General features: G+C 71.0%; 16 protein-coding genes. 1 reads left to right on the forward strand and 15 read right to left on the reverse strand.

The genetic code is table 11. From position 1 onward, the window contains the following. Positions 1-11 precede the first annotated feature (11 nt). From ACWDLG_RS17315 to ACWDLG_RS17340, 6 genes are all read right to left on the reverse strand, one after another. Complete coding sequence (locus ACWDLG_RS17315; RefSeq protein WP_449920909.1) at positions 12-800, reverse strand: hypothetical protein; 789 nt, start codon at positions 798-800, stop codon at positions 12-14. Continuing rightward, positions 797-1,504 carry a VIT1/CCC1 transporter family protein gene (locus ACWDLG_RS17320; protein WP_354910451.1) on the reverse strand — a complete coding sequence of 236 codons (708 nt, stop codon included), beginning with the start codon at positions 1,502-1,504 and terminating at the stop codon, positions 797-799. Before ACWDLG_RS17320 ends, ACWDLG_RS17315 begins: the two co-directional genes overlap by 4 nt. Continuing rightward, the gene (gene lgt / locus ACWDLG_RS17325) at positions 1,504-2,502 is read right to left on the reverse strand and encodes a prolipoprotein diacylglyceryl transferase (protein ID WP_449920912.1); all 999 of its coding nucleotides are present in this window, start codon (positions 2,500-2,502) and stop codon (positions 1,504-1,506) included. Before lgt ends, ACWDLG_RS17320 begins: the two co-directional genes overlap by 1 nt. A gap of 51 nt (positions 2,503-2,553) precedes the next feature. After that, positions 2,554-3,318, reverse strand: coding sequence for a DsbA family protein (locus ACWDLG_RS17330; RefSeq protein WP_449920915.1), 765 nt, complete (start codon positions 3,316-3,318; stop codon positions 2,554-2,556). Further along, entirely contained in the window at positions 3,311-3,799 is a 489-nt protein-coding gene (locus tag ACWDLG_RS17335; protein ID WP_449920917.1) for a MauE/DoxX family redox-associated membrane protein, read from the reverse strand. The genes ACWDLG_RS17330 and ACWDLG_RS17335 overlap by 8 nt, the downstream gene beginning before the upstream one ends. Before the next feature lie 123 nt (positions 3,800-3,922). Further along, positions 3,923-4,768, reverse strand: coding sequence for an AraC family transcriptional regulator (locus tag ACWDLG_RS17340; protein ID WP_449920919.1), 846 nt, complete (start codon positions 4,766-4,768; stop codon positions 3,923-3,925). A 102-nt stretch (positions 4,769-4,870) separates the two neighbouring features. On the opposite strand from ACWDLG_RS17340, the gene ACWDLG_RS17345 reads away from it, so the two are divergent. Next, positions 4,871-6,613: a beta-galactosidase gene (locus ACWDLG_RS17345; protein ID WP_449920921.1), complete on the forward strand. Its 1,743-nt coding sequence runs from the start codon at positions 4,871-4,873 to the stop codon at positions 6,611-6,613. A gap of 58 nt (positions 6,614-6,671) precedes the next feature. On the opposite strand, the gene ACWDLG_RS17350 is transcribed toward ACWDLG_RS17345, so the two are convergent. The 9 genes from ACWDLG_RS17350 to ACWDLG_RS17390 all read right to left on the reverse strand — a co-directional run bounded on the left by ACWDLG_RS17350 (position 6,672) and on the right by ACWDLG_RS17390 (position 17,994). Beyond that, positions 6,672-10,424 carry an endo-alpha-N-acetylgalactosaminidase family protein gene (locus tag ACWDLG_RS17350; RefSeq protein WP_449920924.1) on the reverse strand — a complete coding sequence of 1,251 codons (3,753 nt, stop codon included), beginning with the start codon at positions 10,422-10,424 and terminating at the stop codon, positions 6,672-6,674. A gap of 68 nt (positions 10,425-10,492) precedes the next feature. After that, positions 10,493-11,329 (reverse strand): carbohydrate ABC transporter permease, encoded by an 837-nt coding sequence (locus ACWDLG_RS17355; RefSeq protein WP_449920927.1) that lies wholly within the window; start codon positions 11,327-11,329, stop codon positions 10,493-10,495. After that, positions 11,326-12,264 carry a carbohydrate ABC transporter permease gene (locus ACWDLG_RS17360; RefSeq protein ID WP_354910435.1) on the reverse strand — a complete coding sequence of 313 codons (939 nt, stop codon included), beginning with the start codon at positions 12,262-12,264 and terminating at the stop codon, positions 11,326-11,328. The genes ACWDLG_RS17355 and ACWDLG_RS17360 overlap by 4 nt, the downstream gene beginning before the upstream one ends. 87 nt (positions 12,265-12,351) lie before the next feature. Further along, positions 12,352-13,689, reverse strand: a complete 1,338-nt coding sequence (locus ACWDLG_RS17365; RefSeq protein ID WP_449920930.1) for an ABC transporter substrate-binding protein — start codon at positions 13,687-13,689, stop codon at positions 12,352-12,354. A 315-nt stretch (positions 13,690-14,004) separates the two neighbouring features. Beyond that, complete coding sequence (gene trpA, locus ACWDLG_RS17370) at positions 14,005-14,802, reverse strand: tryptophan synthase subunit alpha (protein WP_354910431.1); 798 nt, start codon at positions 14,800-14,802, stop codon at positions 14,005-14,007. A gap of 1 nt (position 14,803) precedes the next feature. Beyond that, complete coding sequence (gene trpB / locus ACWDLG_RS17375; protein ID WP_354910429.1) at positions 14,804-16,033, reverse strand: tryptophan synthase subunit beta; 1,230 nt, start codon at positions 16,031-16,033, stop codon at positions 14,804-14,806. A 1-nt stretch (position 16,034) separates the two neighbouring features. After that, entirely contained in the window at positions 16,035-16,874 is an 840-nt protein-coding gene (gene trpC / locus ACWDLG_RS17380) for an indole-3-glycerol phosphate synthase TrpC (protein WP_354910426.1), read from the reverse strand. Between the two features lie 123 nt (positions 16,875-16,997). Next, complete coding sequence (locus ACWDLG_RS17385; RefSeq protein ID WP_449920934.1) at positions 16,998-17,411, reverse strand: DUF2752 domain-containing protein; 414 nt, start codon at positions 17,409-17,411, stop codon at positions 16,998-17,000. A 13-nt stretch (positions 17,412-17,424) separates the two neighbouring features. Continuing rightward, a complete protein-coding gene (locus ACWDLG_RS17390; protein ID WP_449920936.1) occupies positions 17,425-17,994 on the reverse strand; it encodes a DUF4190 domain-containing protein in 570 nt (189 codons plus the stop codon). Positions 17,995-18,321: the final 327 nt, after the last annotated feature.

Here is an 18,321-nt window from a genome sequence, read left to right on the forward strand (position 1 = left end):
GGTCATCAAGCCTAGGAGGTGCCGGTGAGCGCCACGACCCGCTTGAACAGAGCCTTCTCGGCGGCCCGCACGGTCAGGGCGAGGTTGGCGAAGTCGTCCCTGGGTGCGGGCTCGGCGCCGTCGGCGCGCGCCAGCCACACCAGCGCCACGTAGTGGCCGAGCGCGTAGGCGCCGCCCTCGGTGTAGGCGTCCGGGGGGAAGGCGGTGACCGGACGCACCCAGCCGCCCCTGTGCAGCGACTTCAGCGACTCGACCAGCTCGCCCGCGACCTTGGCGTCGTTGAGGTTGAGCAGCGTGAACTGGGCCAGGTAGCGGCCGTCGGCGCTGGTGTAGGCGGCGCGCGCGGCCTGCGAGCAGCCCGCCTCGGCGGCCTCGGTGACCAGCTCCGCGCCCCAGAGGGCGGCCGCGCAGTCGGCGTCGACGACCTTCTCCGACAGTTTGAAGGTGACCTTGTGCGCCCCGGTGAGGGTCCTGCCGGGGAACAGCTCCTTGGCGGTGAACGGCTTGGCGTCCTTGGACCGCTCGGCGATGGGCTCGAACACCTTGGGCGAGGCCCATCCCTCGAACCGCTCCGGCCGTAGCCCCTCGACGGTCAGCCCGGCGGCCTGCTGCGGCTCGGTCCTGGCGTCGGCGCCGAGCGCGGCGACGACGGAGGTGAGCGTCACGGCGGCGACGAGCACGCCCGCGACGCAGGCGATGATCACCAGCAGGCGCTGCTGTTCCGGCCTCAGCCCCCAGTCGGTGAGCAGGGGGAGGTTCCAGTCGGGCGGCGGTGTCTTCCGGCGTTTCCTGGTGCTCACAGCCCGCCCGTTCCTCCGATCAGGTGGCCGAGTCCGAAGGTGAGGCCCGCCGCGACGACCCCGACGACGAGCTGGCGCAGGCCCGAGTACCACCAGCTGCGGGCGGTGACGGTGGAGACCAGCGCGCCCGCCCCGAACAGCGCCAGGCACGACAGCACGGCCGAGGCGGTCAGGCTCGTGACGCCGAGCAGATACGGCAGCAGCGGCAGGAGCGCGCCCACGCTGAAGGACAGGAACGACGACACCGCGGCGGTCTTGGGTGAGGGCAGGTCGGCAGCGGTGACGCCCAGCTCGGCCTGGGTGTGGACCTCCAGCGCCCGGTGCGGGTCGCGGGAGATCTGCCTGGCCACCTCGGCGGCGAGCTCCGGGTCGACGCCCTTGTCGATGTAGGCCTGGGCGAGCTCTTCCTGCTCGGCCTCGGGATGCCGGGCGAGCTCGCGCCGTTCGACGTCGATCTCGGCGAGGGCCAGCTCGCGCTGGCTGGCCACCGAGACGTACTCGCCGCCCGCCATGGAGAACGCGCCCGCGGCCAGCCCCGCGATGCCGGCGAGCGCGATCACCTTGGTGTCGCCGGTGCCGCCCGCGACACCGGCGATGAGCGCGAAGTTGGACACCAGCCCGTCCATCGCGCCGAAGACCGACGGGCGCAGCCATCCGCCGTTGACGTCACGATGCTGGTGGTGGATCTCCGCGCGCCCGCTCATCAGGACTTCTCTTCCTCCGGTACGGCCTGGGCCTTGCCGTCCCCTTCCCCGTCGGGCGCCTTGTCCTCGTCGTCGTTCCGCTCGCTCCCCGCGCTGTCCTCCTCACCGGCGGGCGGCGCCTGCTCGGCGGCGGTGTCGCCGCCGGACGGGTCGGCCGAGGGCGAGACGACGATCTCCTCGGTGTCCTTGTTCCTGGTGGCCCAGAAGTAGACCAGGGCGCCGACGAACAGCACGAGCGCGGTCCACTGGTTGATGCGCAGGCCGAGGAAGTGGACGGCGTGGTCGACGCCGCCGACGGGGTCGACCCGCAGCCCCTCGATCCAGAACCGGCCGAGGGTGTAGCCGGCCACGTAGAGCGCGAACAGCCTGCCGTGGCGCAGCGTGAACCGCTTGCCCACCCAGATCAGCAGGAAGCCGAGCGCGACGTTCCACAGCGACTCGTACAGGAACGTCGGGTGGTAGAGGCCGGTGTAGCCCTCGATCGTGCCCGCCTTGCCCGGCTCGATCTCCAGCCCCCAGGGCAGCGTCGTCGGGCTGCCGAACAGCTCCTGGTTGAAGTAGTTGCCCCACCGGCCGATGGCCTGGGCGAAGGCGATGCCGGGCGCGACGGTGTCGGCCACCGCGCCCAGTGACAGCCCCCGCTTACGGCAGGCCAGCCAGACGCCCACGCCGCCGAGCGCGATCGCCCCCCAGATGCCGAGCCCGCCGTTCCAGATGAACAGCGCCTCGTACGGCTCGTTGGGCGCCCGGTCACCGAAGTAGAGCTGCCAGTCGGTGATCACGTGGTAGAGGCGGCCGCCGATCAGGCCGAAGATCACCGCCGGGACGGCGATGTCGACGATCGTTCCGGGCGTGCCGCCGCGAGCCCGCCAGCGACGCTCGCTGATCCAGACCGCGACGATGACGCCCAGGACGATGCACAGCGCGTAGGCCCTGATCGGGATCGGGCCGAGGTACCAGACCCCCTGGGAGGGGCTGGGAATCGAGGCAAGGGGCATGTCAGTGGAGAGTAGCGGACCGAGGGCTACTTGGCGGCATCGAGCCGAGGGCTACTTGCCGGCATCGAGAACGACCCTGCGCAGCTCGCTGGGCACGAAGGCGACGTCCTGCTCCATCTTGGTGCCGTTGAGCTTGACCGTCGGCGTGCCCTCGATCTTGGCAGCGGCGAGCGCCTTGTCGCTGTCGGCGATGTGGGTCTGGGCGTGCTTCTGCGAGGTCACGCAGGTGGCGAAGTCGGGGGCGGTGACGCCGGCCTCCTTGCCGAGCTCGACCAGCTCGGCGGTGGTGAAGCCCTCGACGTGCTCCTGGGGCTGCTTCTCGAAGAGCTTGTCGTGGAAGGCCATCCACTGCTTGCCGTCGGTGACGCAGCGGGCCGCGGCACCGGCGCGTACCGAGTTGTTCCGGGTGATGCCCTTGTTCATCTGCGGCGGGAAGATCGTCAGCGGGTGGTAGACGACCTTGGCCTTGCCCTCGGCGGCCAGGTTCTTGAACGTGGCGCCGCTGGTCTTCTCCAGCTGCTTGCAGGCGGGGCACTGGAAGTCTTCGTAGATGTCGATGACGGGGGCGGTCACGCCCGGGTTGGCCATCACGGCCGTGCCGTCGCTCTGCAGCGCGATGGGCGCGAGGTTGTCGCCGGCCTGCTCCGACTGGCTCTGGTTGGCCGCGTACAGCCACCCGGCGCCGACGGCCGCGAGGGCGACGACGCCCACGGTGACGTAGGTGGCCATGCGCTTGCGCTGGTCCTGCTTCTTGTCGGCCTCGCGCTGCGCCTTGATCCTGTCCCGCGCGGACTGTTCCCGCTGGGCCTTACTCATCGTCGTCCCCTTCGAAGTCATCACTGTGCCCGCTTCCCCCCGCCAGCCCGAGGGCGGCGTCCAGGGCGAACCGCCCCGGAGGGAAGCGAACGGTCCACGCGGCCAGCAGCACCAGGCCGAAGTCGCGGACGATGTCGAGCAGGTAGCTCGGCTCCTCCCACGCCTTGAGCTCGCCGCCGCCGCCGAAGCAGCCGCAGTCGATCCGCAACCCGTTGGCCCACGCCCACGCGATACCGAGGACGAAGGCCAGCATGAGGAGCCCGCCCACCACCGCGGCCACCCTGGTGAGCAGGCCGGCCACCAGCAGCACGCCGACGACGATCTCCACGATCGGCAGGGCGTAGCCCACTGCCGTGGCGATCGCCTCGGGCAGCAGCTGGTAGGCCTTGACGGCCAGGACGGAGTTGTAGATACTACCGATCTTCAGGCCGCCGGCCACGATCAGCACTCCACCCAGGACCAGTCGAGCGACGGTCGTCACCCAGGGTATCGCCACCCTCGCACGCTGTAGCGGTTGCAACGCGGTCACATGCCTCTCCTCTGTTGTCGCACCTGGGAATGCGCACAGTACCTGGGTGTCATCTGATCACGTGCTGAATAAGGCTCAACTAAGGTCGGCGGTCACCAGACCGCCGTGTTGCTGAGCGCGGAACTCGCTGGGCGGCAGGCCCGCCCTGCGGGTGAAGATCCTGGTGAAGTAGGCGGGGTCGTCGTAGCCGACCCGCCTGGCGATCGCGGCGACCGGCAGCTCCGAGCCGGCCAGCAGGTCCTTGGCCCGGTTGAGCCTGATCGACAGCAGGTAGTCCTTGGGGCTGCAGCCGGCCAGGCGGCGTACCACCACGCGCAGGTCGCCGACCGTCATGCCGAGCCGTTTGGCGTGCTCGGCGACGGAGATGGGCAGGCAGGCGTCCCTGGCCAGGCCCGCCAGCACCGGGTGGCCGGTGGCGTCCTCGTCGGCCCTGGCGTGCCGGAGCGCGACGAGAACCTCGTGGACCAGCGCGGAGGTCTCGACCTCCAGGTAGGGGCTGCCCCTGCGGATGGCCTGCGCGATGCGGCCGATGGCGTGCGCGGCGGGCTCGGCGGTGGTCAGCGGGGTGACGGGCGTGGCCGTGTCGACGAAGCCGAGGTCCTGGTAGGCGGTGGCGGCGGGCCCGGTGAAGTCGACGAACCATTCGACCCAGCCGGTGTCGTGCGGCGCGTAGTGGTGCTTGACGCCGGGCAGCAGCCACAGGACCGACGGGGCGGTGACCTCCACGGGTACGCCGCCGGCATGGGAGAACCAGCCGTTGCCCTGGGTGACGACGACGGCGACGTGGTGGTCGAGCGCGCGCGGGCCCACGGTGGGCAGCCGGCCCTCCAGGTGGCCGACGCCGAGGCAGACGAGGCCGAGCCTGCGGTGAGCGGGGCCTGGGGTGAGGTAGTGCATCCACCGCCGGAAGTCTTCGGCCATCCGCTCCCCCTTCCGTCCAACAACTTCACCAGCTTTGTCCATGGCCCCTGAGCTGGGGAATCGGCAAGCTGCTACGCGCGGAATCCTATCCCAAGGGGCAAGATGCGATATTTCACGATAAATGGGGGCGCTTTTCGGCTGGACGGCGAGGAGTTCAGGGTGCTTTCAGGCGCCCTGCACTACTTCCGCGTCCTCCCCGAGCAGTGGAGCCACCGGCTGAGGATGCTGAGGGCCATGGGCCTCAACACGGTGGAGACCTACGTGCCATGGGACCTGCACGAGCCCCGCAAGGGAGAGTTCCGCAGGCTCGACGAGCTGGGCGCCTTCCTCGACGCCGCGGCGGCCGAGGGGCTGCTGGCCATCGTCAGGCCCGGGCCGTACATCTGCGCGGAGTGGGACAACGGCGGCCTGCCCTCGTGGCTGACCGCCGAGCTCGGCCCCCGGGTGCGCACCAGGGACGCCGAGTACCTCTCCCACGTCGAGCGCTTCTTCGACGAGGTCGTCCCGCTGATCGCCGACCGGCAGGTCACCAGAGGCGGCAACGTGATCATGGTGCAGGTCGAGAACGAGTACGGCTCCTACGGCAGCGACGCCGTCTACCTGCGCCACCTGGCCGACGACCTGATCGCGCACGGCGTCGAGGTTCCCCTGTTCACCTCCGACGGCGCCGACGACTTCTACCTGACCGGCGGCACCGTCCCCGGCGTGCTGGCGACCGTGAACTTCGGCTCCGGTCCCGAGGCGGCCTTCGCCAAGCTGCGCGAGCACCGCCCCGACGACCCGCTGATGTGCATGGAGTTCTGGTGCGGGTGGTTCGACCACTGGGGGCAGCCGCACGTCACCCGCGACGCCGCCGACGCGGCCGACAACCTGGAGCGGATCCTGGGCGCGGGCGCGTCGGTGAACCTGTACATGGCCCACGGCGGCACCAACTTCGGTACCACCGCCGGCGCCAACCGGGTCGGCGAGCTGGCCCGCGGCGAGTACCGGCCCACGGTCACCTCCTACGACTACGACGCCCCGATCGACGAGCGCGGCGCCCCGACGGAGAAGTTCTGGCGCTTCCGCGAGATCCTGTCCCGGTACAACCCGTCGCCGCCGGACGTGCCCGGACTGCCTCCCGTGCTCCCGCCCTCCGTGGTGCCGCTGGCCGAGTCCGTACGGCTGCGCGACGTCCTGGACGAGGTGGCGGGTCCCGCGGTGACCGCTCCGCTGCCGCCGTCGTTCGAGGATCTCGGGCTGGCCCACGGTCTGGTGCTGTACCAGGTGGAGGTGCCGGGGCCGCGCAGGCCGTACCGGCTGCGGGTGGGCAGCGTGCACGACCGCGCCCACCTGTACGTGGACGGCGAGCTGGCGGCGGTGCTGGAGCGCGACGGCGAGGAGCCGGTGCTGGAGGTGCCGGGCCCGGCGCGGCTGGAGCTGCTGGTGGAGTCGATGGGCAGGACGAACTACGGGCCCGCGCTCGGCGAGCGCAAGGGCCTCATGGCGCCGCCCATGCACGACCGGCAGTACCTGCACGGCGTGACGGCCAGGCCGATCCCGCTGGACGAGCTGCCCGCCCTGCCGTACGGGGAGGGGCCGGGCGCGCAGGTGCCCGCCTTCTTCCGCGGCGCGTTCGAGGCGGCCGAGCCGGCCGACGCTTTCCTCGCCCTGCCCGGGTGGGGCAAGGGATACGTGTGGGTGAACGGTTTCCTGCTCGGCCGTTACTGGGACAGGGGCCCGCAGCGCACGCTGTACGTGCCGTGGCCGCTGCTGCGGGCGGGCGCGAACGAGGTGGTGATCCTGGAGCTGGACCACGCGGGGTCGCCGGAGCTCGAGCTGCGTCCCGAGCCCGACCTGGGCTAGTGGTCACATGAGGCGGGCCCCAGGGGAACCTCCCCTGGGGCCCGGCGCGTGTCAGGGGTCAGCGGCAGGAGAGCCTGGCATCGCCCCAGTCGGCGTGGTCGTTGCCGTTGCCGTCGCCGCCGTCGGCGACGCGCAGCTGCACGTTCCTGGCGCCGGTGACGTCGGCCTTCAGCTCGTAGGCGGGGTCGGCGGCGCGCAGCACCGGGCTCTGCGCCACCACCGTGCCGTCGGCCACGACGGAGTACTGGACCGACCCGCGCGTGGTCTGCACGTCGTCGACGCCGACCCAGGCGGACAGAGCGGTGCAGCGCCCGCCGAGGAAGTAGGTGATCGTGGCGGGAGCGTGGGTGCCCAGGCCCTTGGCGAAGGACCGGCCGCCGATCGTGATCGGCCTGCCGTCGCCCTGTCCCTGCTCGCCGTTGGACTGGTCGCGCTCGACGGGCCCCCAGCCGTTGGTGGCCGCGGTCCAGTCGATGTCGCTGACGTACACGTCGCTGGTGGGCGGCGGCATCGTCCGTACGGCGGCGCCGGCCTCCAGCGTCTTGACGACCCCGCCCACCTCGTAGGTGAGGGTCGCCTTGAGCTGGTAGGGCTGGTACGGCGCGTCGACGGGCGGCGTGACCTTCCACGCGGTGGACAGCTGCCGGCCCGGCTCCACGGCGGCGGCGGTGCCCTCGCCGGTGACCGTCCAGCCCTGCGGCGCGGTCAGCCGTACCGAGACGTTACGCGCGGCGGTGTCCTCCAGGTTGGCGAACACGGTGGTCACGTCGTTGGGCAGGCCGGGCTCCAGCGTCTCGGCGGCCGGGCGGACCGCCAGCGAGGCGCAGGCGAGCTGGTCCTGGGCGGGGCCGAGGTCGGTGACGGAGAAGTCGTCGAGGACGAAGTCGGCGCCGTCCCTTTCGGCCTGCAGCGAGCGCAGGCCCACCCAGACGTCGCCGCAGCCCGCGACGACCCGCTCGGTGAACGTGGCGGTGGTCAGCTTCTGCTCCAGCGGGGTCTGGCGCAGTTCGACCGTCTGGCCGGCCTTGTCGTAGCCGGTCACCCAGGCGAAGGTGTTCGGCAGCGCGTTCTGGTAGCGGAAGGACACCTCGTAGGCGTGTCCCGGCTCGAACCTGGTGCTCCACGGCACGGTCCGGTAGACCAGTCCCCTGCGCTCCTCGTGCGCCTTCAGCGACTCCTGCCCGCCGATGACGTCGTCGACGGCCTTGCCGTTCCAGCCGGCCTGGGTGTAGGGGGCGTGCTTCTGGGCGATGTGGGTGCGCGGGTCGGTGCTGCCGCCGGCGTCGCCCTTGACGAACGGGCCCCAGCCCTGGTCGACGTGCTCGAAGTCCTCGACCTTGCCGGTGGGCTCGGCCCGCACCAGCCGTACGTCGTCGACGCGCACGGCCGCCTGTCCCGCCTCGGCGGTGACGTGCACGGTCGCCTTGTCCTTGGGCGCGGTGAAGACCACCTTGACCCGCTGGAAGTAGGTGTCGTGCTTCTCGTCGGCGGCGACGTGGTTCTTGACGGCCGAGCGGTCGAGGGAGGCGGAGACGTTCAGCCCGCGACCGCCGTCCACGGTGAGCGTGGTGCGCCGCGAGGCGCCCGGCTGGACCTCGATCCACGCCGAGAGGCTGTAGGTGGCGCCAGGGGTCAGGCCCTTGAGCCGCTGCCGCAGCTCGGCGCGCTCGCCGCCGCCGAGCAGCGCCACCCGCTGGCCCGTGGCGGTGGTCTCGACGCTGACCGCGCCGCCGGTCTCCCATGCGCCGGTGAGGTCGCCGTTGAACCCGGGGTCGGCGACGCCGCTGCCCTCACCCCAGCGCGGGCGGTCCTGCTCGGGCGCCTTGCCGGGGTAGAGCACGTACGGCACGCCCGCCTCGGCGGTCAGGGTGATCTTGCCGTCGACCGGGGTGACGGTGCCGGCCTCCACCCTGCCCTGGGTGGTGAGCTTGTAGACGCGCATCGTGGTGGTGGCGTCCCACGTGGTTGTCCCGCCCGCCGGGTTGTAGTGGTAGTACCTGCCCTCCCACGGGATCAGGTAGGTGCCGCCGTCGATCACCTTGGCGGTGCCGGCGTAGACCTCGCGCTTGCCGCCGACGGCCGTGGCGCGCACGCCGTCGCCGAAGACGATGCCGTCGGCGTTCCAGTCCATGATCGGGAAGTGCTGGAGGTACTTGGCGGGGAGGTTGTTCTCCCAGATGTTGCGGTAGAAGGGGGTCCAGTCGACCTCGCCCGTCCAGCCCTCGAACTCCTCGATGCGGGCGTTGCCCAGGATGGGGTGGTTGTTCCAGACGTCCTTCTCCTGGTTGCGGATGAAGCGGATGATCTGGGAGTTGAGCCCCTTGTTGGTGGCGCCGCCGTAGTTGAGGTCGGCGGCCCAGTGCGACCACAGCGAGGCCCGCTCCAGCTTGTCGGCCCACTCGCTGGAGACCTGCCAGCCCTGCTCGCGCAGTTCGGCCAGGGTGCGGTCGGCCACCCAGCCGTGGGTGTAGTAGACGTCGAGGTAGAGCAGCGCGAGGTTGCGGTCGGTCTCCTCGCGCAGTTGCTTGAAGCGCTTGGCCAGGTTGCCCGTGGCCAGGTCGTGGCGCTGGTCGATGTAGTACGACTGGCCGAGCCAGTCCCAGCCGCGGGCGTTCTTGTTGACCAGGTTCTCGTCGAAGGCGCCGGCCTCGGCGTACGCCTCGGTGGCGTTGACGTGCACGCCGAAGGCGGCGTTCCAGTCCTTGCCGGCGCGCAGCAACGTGTTGAGGTCCTTCAGCCCGCCCGCGCGCTTGTTGTAGTTGCCGCCGTAGTCGGGGTGGGCGGAGTCGTGGCCCTCCGACTGGTAGCCCTTGAGGATGGCCAGCTGGCCGAGCCCGTCGGTGGCCAGCGAGATGCGCTTGACGTCGTCGAGCGTGCGCAGGAACGGGTGGGTGGCCTGGCTGGCGAAGTTGAAGGGGATGTGGATGGCCACGCGGTCGCGGGTCTGGTCGGCGCCGGGCGGCTTGACGCCGATCTCCCGGAAGGCGACGGCGCCGTCCTGCCAGTCGACGCCGCCGTCGCCGTTGGCGTCGGGGGTGACGACGACCTTGGCCCACGGCAGTTCCTCGGTGAACGGCGCGCCCGCGGCCCGGTAGGTCCACTGGCCGCTCCACACCCCGACGGTGACCCGGCCTGCCGCGTCCTTGCGGGCCTGGTGCCAGAACCTGGCCGCGTCCACGTTGGTGGGGCCCGAGGGCTGGTCGTAGCTGGAGTTCGACTCGATGGCGGCGGCGAGCCCGCCGGTGTTCACGATGGCGTAGGTGGCGCCCACGGGGGCCGTCTCGGCCGGGGTGGCCGGGGTGACCTGCGCGAACCTGTCCGCGGTGCGGGTGGAGTCGGGGTCGAGCCTGGTGAAGGCGGTGGCGGCGCCCGCCTGGTCGCTGGAGACCGACACCAGGTCGTGCCCCGGGATGTCGATCGTGCCGACCCTGAAGGCCTCGGTGTCCTTGACGGCGTCGATCCTGAACGTGGTGGTCCGGCCGTCCAGGGCGATGCTGGCCTCCAGCTCGACGCCGGGCAGCGCGTCGAAGGTCAGCCGGTACCGGGCCGCCGCGGCGTCGCTCCCGATGGAGACGCCCTTGACCGGGTACGGCTTGCCGTTCAGCACCACGTCGGTGACCGGGGCGGCCGAGCCGCCGAGCCTGTCGCCGCTGGGGGCGGTGTAGCCGAGCACGCGGGGGAAGTCGCTCGCCACGGCGACGGTGAGCTCCGGCGAGGTGAGGGTGATCACCTCCTCGGCGGCGGCCGGGGGCGTGAGTGCTAATCCGGACAGCGTGAGGCCGCCCGCCAGGGCAGCCGAAAGCAGACGCATGGGCATCGCTCCTGCGCGTTAGGGGGGTGTAAGGGGGGTGTTGGGGGTGAGAAGGGGGTGGAGCAGGCTCAGAGCTTGACGCCGCCCGCGGCGAGGTCCGCTTTCCAGAACCTCTGCAGGCCGATGAAGGCGAGGATGACGGGGATGACGGACACGAACGCGCCGGTGATGACCATGTCGCGGTAGAAGCCGTAGCGCAGGCTGTTCCACTTGACCAGGCCGAGCGTGATCGGCCACAGCGACTCGTCGTTCAGGACGATATTCGGCAGGAAGAAGTTGTTCCAGATCGCCACGAACTGGAACAGGAAGAGCGTGACGAGGGCGGGGGCCATCAGCCTGATGGCGACGGTGAAGAAGATGCGCAGCTCGCCGGCGCCGTCCAACCGGCCCGCCTCCAGCAGCTCGCCGGGCACCGCCGCGTCGGCGTAGACCCTGGCGAGGTAGACGCCGAACGGGCTGACCATGCTCGGCAGCAGCACCGCCCACATGGTGTTGAGCAGGCCGATCTGGGTGAGCAGCAGGTACAGCGGCAGGCCCAGCAGCGGGACGGGGATGAGCACCGCGAACATGATCGTGGCGAAGACGGCGCCGCGTCCCCTGAAGGGGTACTTCGACAGCGCGTAGCCCGCCATGGCGGAGATCACGGTCGCGCCGAGCGCGCCGCCGACGGAGTAGACGACCGTGTTGAGCATCCAGCGGGGGTAGACGCCGCCGTCCTGCTCCATCAGCCTGGCGAGGTTGGTGCCGAGGTTGAGGTCGCCGAACCACAGCGCGGGCGTGTCGAACAGGTCGCCGCCCGACTTGGTGGCCGAGACCAGCAGCCACCAGATCGGCAGCAGGATGTAGACCGCGACGAGGAACATGAACGCGGTGGTCAGCGTGCGCGAGCGCACGGTCGGCTTCATCGGTTCACTCCCCGGGCGGTCAGCCAGGCCGACAGTCGGATGAACAGGTAGGACAGGCCGGCCGCGAGCACCGCGAGCGTGAGCGCGATGGCCGTGCCCTGGCCGTAGTCGTTGTTGTCGAGGGCGACCTGCAGCGACCGCATCAGCGGCGTGTAGTCCCTGCCGACGGCGGGGGTGATCCTGCTGAGCACCATCGGTTCGTTGAACAGCTGCAGGGTGCCGATGATGGAGAACACTCCGGTGAGCACCAGCGAAGGGCGCACCAGTGGGATCTTGACGTACCAGGCGGTCTTCCAGCCGCCGGCGCCGTCCAGCTCGGCCGCCTCGTACAGCGAGGATGGGATCGACTGCAGCGCCGCGTAGATGACCAGCATGTTGAAGCCGACCCAGGTCCAGGTGACGATGTTGGCCATCGACCACATCACCACGTTGTCCGACAGCAGGTCGAAGGGGAGCAGGTCGGCCACCGGGGAGATGTCGGGGGTGTAGAGGAACGACCAGACGATGGCGGCGATCACGCCCGGCACCGCGTACGGCAGGAAGTAGGTCAGCCGGAAGAAGCCCTTGAACCGGGCGCTCGCGCTGTCGAGCAGGAGGGCCAGCACCAGCGAGAGACCCAGCATGATCGGCACCTGGACGACGCCGAACAGCAGCAGCCTGCCGACGCCGGCCACGAAGCTGCCGTCGGCGAAGACGGCGGTGAAGTTGTCCAGCCCGGAGAAGACCCGCTCCGGGGTGCCGAAGCCGAGCCCCGAGCGCTTCACCCGGTAGAAGCTCTCGTTGATCGCGTAGCCGATCGGGACCAGGAAGAAGACGACGAACAGCACCGTGAACGGCAGCAGGAAGACGAACGCCGCCTTGTTGCTGGTCGGCCTGCCGCGTCTGCGGGCGGGGGCGGCTCTGGTCTCGTCGGCTCGGAGCTGGATTGCTGCCATCGGTCCTCCACGTCACCGCCGGTCGGGGCGGTGACGGTCTCGCACGGTCGAAGCTGTGGGGTGTCGTCGGGGGGTGCGGGCGGCGCGTCAGGGGGCGACGGTCAGGCCCTTGTCCTTCACGGTGGCCACCGCCTTGTCCTGGATGGTCGCCAGCGCCGAGCCGAGCGTGCCGCCCTTGCCGTTGGCGGCCTTGGCGAACTCCTCGCCGAAGACGGCGTTCACCGCCGGCATCGTCGGGCCCCACCCGAAGTCGGGGCTGACGTTCTTGCTCGCCTCGGCGAAGGTCTGGAAGACCTTCTGGTCGCCGTAGAAGGGCCGGCCCGCGTTCATGTTCGGCAGCGATGCGCCGTCGACGGTGACCGGGAACAGGCCGCCCTTGGCGATCAGGCCGTCGAAGGCGGCGGCGTCGGTCGACATCCAGGCGGCGAAGTCGACCGCCTCCTTGACGTTCCGGCAGCCCTTCAGCACGGCGCTGGGCGAACCGCCCGCGTTGCCGACGGCGGGGCTGGCCGGGTCCCACACCGGCATCGGCGCGACCGCCCACTTGCCCGTGGTCTTGGGGACGGAGTCCTCGAGGACCTTGGTCATCCAGACGGCGCCGACGACCGTGGCGCTCTTGCCGTCGGCGTAGTTCTTCCACATCGCGTCGGACCAGCCGGGCAGCACGTCGACGACCTTCTTGTCGATCAGGCCCTGCCAGTAGTCGGCGACCTTGACCGACGCGGGGTCGTTCATCTTGACGTGCCAGGCGTCGCCCTCGATGCCGAACCACTTGGCGCCGGCCTGCTGGGCGTACCCGGCGAACAGGTACATGTCGTCGGGGGTGAAGGTGGTGATGGAGACCTCGGGGTCGGCCTTGCGCAGCTTCTCGCCGGCGGCGGCGAACTCGTCCCAGGTCTTCGGCACCTCGATGCCGTGCTTGTCGAAGATGTCCTTGCGGTAGAACATGCCCATCGGGCCCGAGTCGACGGGGACGCCGAACTGCTTGCCGCCGAAGGTGACCGTCTCGAGCGTCCAGGGCTGGAACTTGGCGTTGTACGGCTGCGCGTGGGCGGTGATGTCCTCGAGCGCGCCCTCGACCAGGAAGCTGGGCAGCGTCTCGGCCCCCACCTGCGCCAGGCACGGCGCGTTGCCGGCCTTCACGGCGGCGAGCATCCGCTGGTAGCCGCCCTGCGAGCCCGGCTGCGTCTGGGTGAACGTCACCTGGACGTCGGGGTGGGTGGCGTTCCACGCCTTGACGGCGTCCTCGTAGCCGGGCGCCCAGCCCCAGAACTCCAGCGTCACGGGCCCGCCCTTGGCGCCGGTCGGCGCGGCGGCGGAGGGCGCCGCCGAGCTCGCGGTTCCCGCCTGTCCGCCGCACGCGGCCACCAGCGACACACAGACCAGCGCGCCCGCGGCGCCCAGGATCGTCCTTGACTTGCCCATCGTCTTTCCCTCCAGGCCACGCGGGTGCACCACCCGCGTCCGATGCCCGTAACCTTGGCCCGCGTGCCGGTCGGGAGCCATGGACAAACGATGAGCAGCCCTTGCACTTACGTGTTCAGAGGGCGGCGATATCGCACAGAAACAGAAACGCGGCTGTCTTGTTACGACAGCCGCGTCGCATCTGTTACTTCCATGCGAGCTGTATGAGCCATCTCCATGCCGGCGTGACGGCGGTCGCCGTCGGCGTGGCGGCACCCCACGGAGGGGACGGCGGCGCGCCGGGACGGCCGGTCGCCTCCCGCGGTGGCGGGCGGATCAGCGGGCGGCGACGCCCGCGCGCATCTCGGCGGCCAGCGTGCGCACGTCGGCCAGGCCGGCGGCCTGGTCGGGCGCGTCGAGCAGGCGGCGGATGAAGGCCGAACCCACGATGACGCCGTCGGCGTAGCCGGCCACCTCGGCCGCCTGCGCGCCAGTGCCGACGCCCAGGCCCACGCACACGGGCAGCGAGGTGTGCGCCCGCGTGCGGGCCACCAGGCCCTCGGCGGCCACGTTCACGGTCTCCCTGGCGCCCGTGACACCCATCAGCGAGGCCGCGTAGACGAAGCCCGTGCAGCACTCCACGACGGCCTTGATGCGTTCCTCCGTCGAGCTGGGGGCCACCAGGAACACCGTGTCGATGCCCGCCTCGGCGGAGGCCGCCCGCCACGGGCCTGCCTCCTCGGGCGTGAGGTCAGGCGTGATGGTGCCCACGCCGCCGGCGTCGGCCAGGTCGCGGGCGAAGCGCTCGACGCCGTAGCGGTCGATCGGGTTCCAGTAGGTCATGACCAGCGTCGCCGCGCCGGTCCTGGCCACGCCCTCGACCGTGCGCAGCACGTCGGCGATGCGCGTGCCGTTGACCAGCGACCGGTGCACCGCGTCCTGGATGGTCGGGCCGTCCATGAGCGGATCGGAGTACGGCAGGCCGATCTCGATGACGTCGCAACCGGCCTCGACCATGGCGGTGGCGGCCTCGACCGCGCCTTCCTTGGTCGGGAACCCCGCGGGCAGGTAGCCGACGAGCGCCGCCCTGTTGTCGGCCTTGGCCTTGGCGAACACCGTCTGAAGAGTCGTCATCTCACAGCCCAAAGTACTTCATGGCGGTGCCCATGTCCTTGTCACCGCGGCCGGACAGGTTGACCAGGATCGTGGCCTCGGGGCCGAGCTCGCGGCCGAGCTGCAGCGCGCCCGCCAGGGCGTGGGAGGACTCGATGGCCGGGATGATGCCCTCGGTCCTGGCCAGCAGGGCGAAGGCGTCCATGGCCTCGGCGTCGGTGATGCCGTGGTAGGTCGCGCGGCCGGTGTCCTTGAGCCAGGCGTGCTCGGGGCCGACGCCGGGATAGTCGAGCCCCGCCGAGATGGAGTGGGACTCGATGGTCTGGCCCTCGTCGTCCTGCAGCACGTAGGTGCGCGAGCCGTGCAGCACGCCGACCGAGCCCGCGGTGAGCGTGAGCGCGTGTTCGCCGGTCTCCAGCCCCCGGCCGGCGGCCTCGTAGCCGTGCAGGGCCACGTCGTGGTCGTCGAGGAAGGCGTGGAAGATGCCGATGGCGTTGCTCCCGCCGCCCACCGCGGCGCAGATCGCGTCGGGCAGCCCACCGGTCAGCTCGAGCATCTGGCGGCGGGCCTCGACGCCGATGATCCGCGCGAAGTCGCGGACGATCTCGGGGAAGGGGTGCGGGCCCGCGATGGTGCCGAACAGGTAGTGCGTGGTGTCGACGTTGGTGACCCAGTCGCGGAAGGCCTCGTTGATGGCGTCCTTGAGGGTCTGGCTGCCGTTGGTGACGGGCACGACCCTGGCGCCGAGCAGCTTCATCCTGGCGACGTTGAGCGCCTGGCGCTCGCAGTCGACGGCGCCCATGTAGATCACGCACTCCAGGCCCATGAGGGCGGCGGCCGTGGCCGTGGCCACGCCGTGCTGGCCCGCGCCGGTCTCGGCGATCACCCGGCTCTTGCCGAGCCGCTTGGTGAGCAGCGCCTGGCCGAGCACGTTGTTGATCTTGTGGGCGCCGGTGTGGGTGAGGTCCTCGCGCTTGAGCACGATCCTGGCGCCGCCGGCGTGCTCGGCGAAGCGCGGCACCTCGGTCAGCGTCGTGGGGCGGCCCGCGTAGGTGCGCAGCAGCTGGTCGAACTCGGCGATGAAGGCCGGGTCGGTCCTGGCCGCGGCGTAGACGGCGGCGACCTCGTCGAGGGCCGGGATCAGCGCCTCGGGGACGAATCTGCCGCCGAAGATGCCGAACTTGCCGGCGGCGTCGGGGTCGTCGCCGCGGGCTCCGTTGCCAGCCAGGTCGGCGGCGGTCAGGACAGTCATCTCATCCCTCTGATCCGTGGTCGGGTCGCGTGGCGGGGTGGGCGCCGGCCGTCACCAGGGCCTCGACCGCCTTGCGCGGGTCCTTGCCGGTCACCAGGCTCTCGCCGACCAGGACCGCGTCAGCCCCCGCCCGCGCGTACGCTAGCAGGTCGTGCGGGCCGCGAACGCCCGACTCGGCGATCTTGATGATCCCGTCGGGAATCTTGGGCGCGAGCTTGGCGAAGACGTCACGGTCGACCTCCAGGGTCTTGAGGTTGCGCGCGTTGACGCCGATGATCCTGGCGCCCGCCGCGACCGCCCGCTCCACCTCCTCCTCGGTGTGGACCTCGACGAGCGGCGTCAGGCCGATCGACTCGGCGCGCTCGATGAGGGAGACCAGCGCGGGCTGCTCCAGCGAGACCACCATGAGCAGGACCAGGTCGGCGCCGTGGGCCCGCGCCTCCCACAGCTGGTAGGAGGTGACGATGAAGTCCTTGCGCAGGATCGGGATGTCGACCCTGGCGCGGACCGAGGCCAGGTCCTCGAGGCTGCCGCCGAAGCGGCGCCGTTCGGTCAGGACGCTGATGACGTGGGCGCCGCCCTCTTCGTAGTCGGCGGCGAGCGCCGCGGGGTCGGCGATGGCGGCCAGCGCGCCCTTGGACGGGCTCGACCGCTTGACCTCTGCGATGACCGAGACCTTGTCGCCGCCGAGCGCCGCGTAGGCGTCCTTGGCGGCCGGGGCGCGCCTGGCGCGCTCCTTCAGCTCGTCGAGCGACACCGCTTTCTGCCGTTCGGCAAGATCTTCTCGCACACCGGCCAGGATGTCGTCGAGAACGGTCCCGCTCAGGCTCCGCTCGTTCACGCGATCAAGATCCCTCCGGTCGGCTGTGGTGGGGGCGACGAGGAGTTCGCGCCGGCGTCCGCTCCCCTTCTTGTCTTGCGATGGTATCGGCCGCGCCGAGGTCACCTCGCCACAGCCCCCCTGCTACGGGGCAAGAAACGCGCCGAAAGGCAGGTTACGGACGACCCAGAAGACCAGGATGAGCGCCAGCAGCGACCAGATCAGGAGGGGCCGCGGCGCGGGCGGCCGCCAGGGCCGCCCTCGCCATCCGGCGACCAGCCATCTGGTCCAGAAGTAGGCCAGGACCGGCACCGCGAGCACGATCAGCGGGTTGAGGCCGAGCGCGGCCACCGGGTCGAGGTGCGCGAGCGCGTGGGCGGCCCGCAGCCCGCCGCAACCCGGGCAGTACCAGCCGGTGAGCGCGAGGAAGGGACACGCCGGATAGTGGCCGGGCTGGTTGGGGTCGACCAGCCCCACGTAGGCGAAAGCCGCCCCCGCCACCAGGGCCACGCCCAGCGGTGCGAGGACGGCTTTCCGGCCGCGTGTGCCGGTGAACACGCTTCCCACGTTCCTAGTAGGTGGCGCTCACCGAGGCCGCCCAGCCGAACAGGCCGATCCAGAAGATCAGGAAGAGCACCCAGCCCGCGATGCCGACGTAGGACAGGATGAGACCGGCCAGGGCCATGCCCCTGCCCTCCTCGCCGGTCTTCTTGATCTGGCCGAGCGAGATGTGGCCGAGGATCACCCCGACGATGGAGGCCACACCACAGGTGATCAGACCCACGATGCCGCTGATCAGCGCGGCGATCGCCATGCCGTTGGTCTTCGTCGGCTGCGGGCCGCCGTAGCCGTAGGGGTCGTAGCCGCCACCGGGAGGAGGCGGGTAGCCGCCGGCGGGCTGCGCTCCGTAACCACCCGAGCCGTAACCACCCTGCTGGTACCCGCCCGAGCCCTGGCCGGCGCCGTAACCACCGGAACCCTGGCCCGCGCCGTAACCGCCCGAGCCGGCCCCGTACCCTCCCGAGCCCTGACCCGCGCCGTAACCACCGGAGCCCTGACCACCCGCCGGCGGGCCGTAACCGCCACCCCCGGGCGGCTGTTCGCCGTAGCCCCCGCTACCGCCCTGGTTTCCGTAGCTCATACCGACGACTCCTCATGAATAGCGAATTGCCCGCCGAGCTTAGCGAGAAGCTGTCCGCCACGCGCAGAAGCCGCTGTTTTGTGGGCCTTTTGTGATCCTGCGATCAGGCGTGCCGCTCGCCGAGCCCCACCGGTTACGTGATCGTGCCGACCGTGACCCCCTGCCGTCTCGCCGAGCCCTCCCCAGCAGCCTAGCCCCGCGACGGCGCCAGGCCGAGACCCACGGGGACCGAGCCGCCGGGCGATCCGCGCCGGGCTCTCACGGCGATCCGCACCGCCGTCCCACCGCGGTCCGGACCGGGATCCGCGCGGAAGGGTGCCCGGCTCC

Source organism: Nonomuraea sp. NPDC003727 (assembly GCF_053586935.1).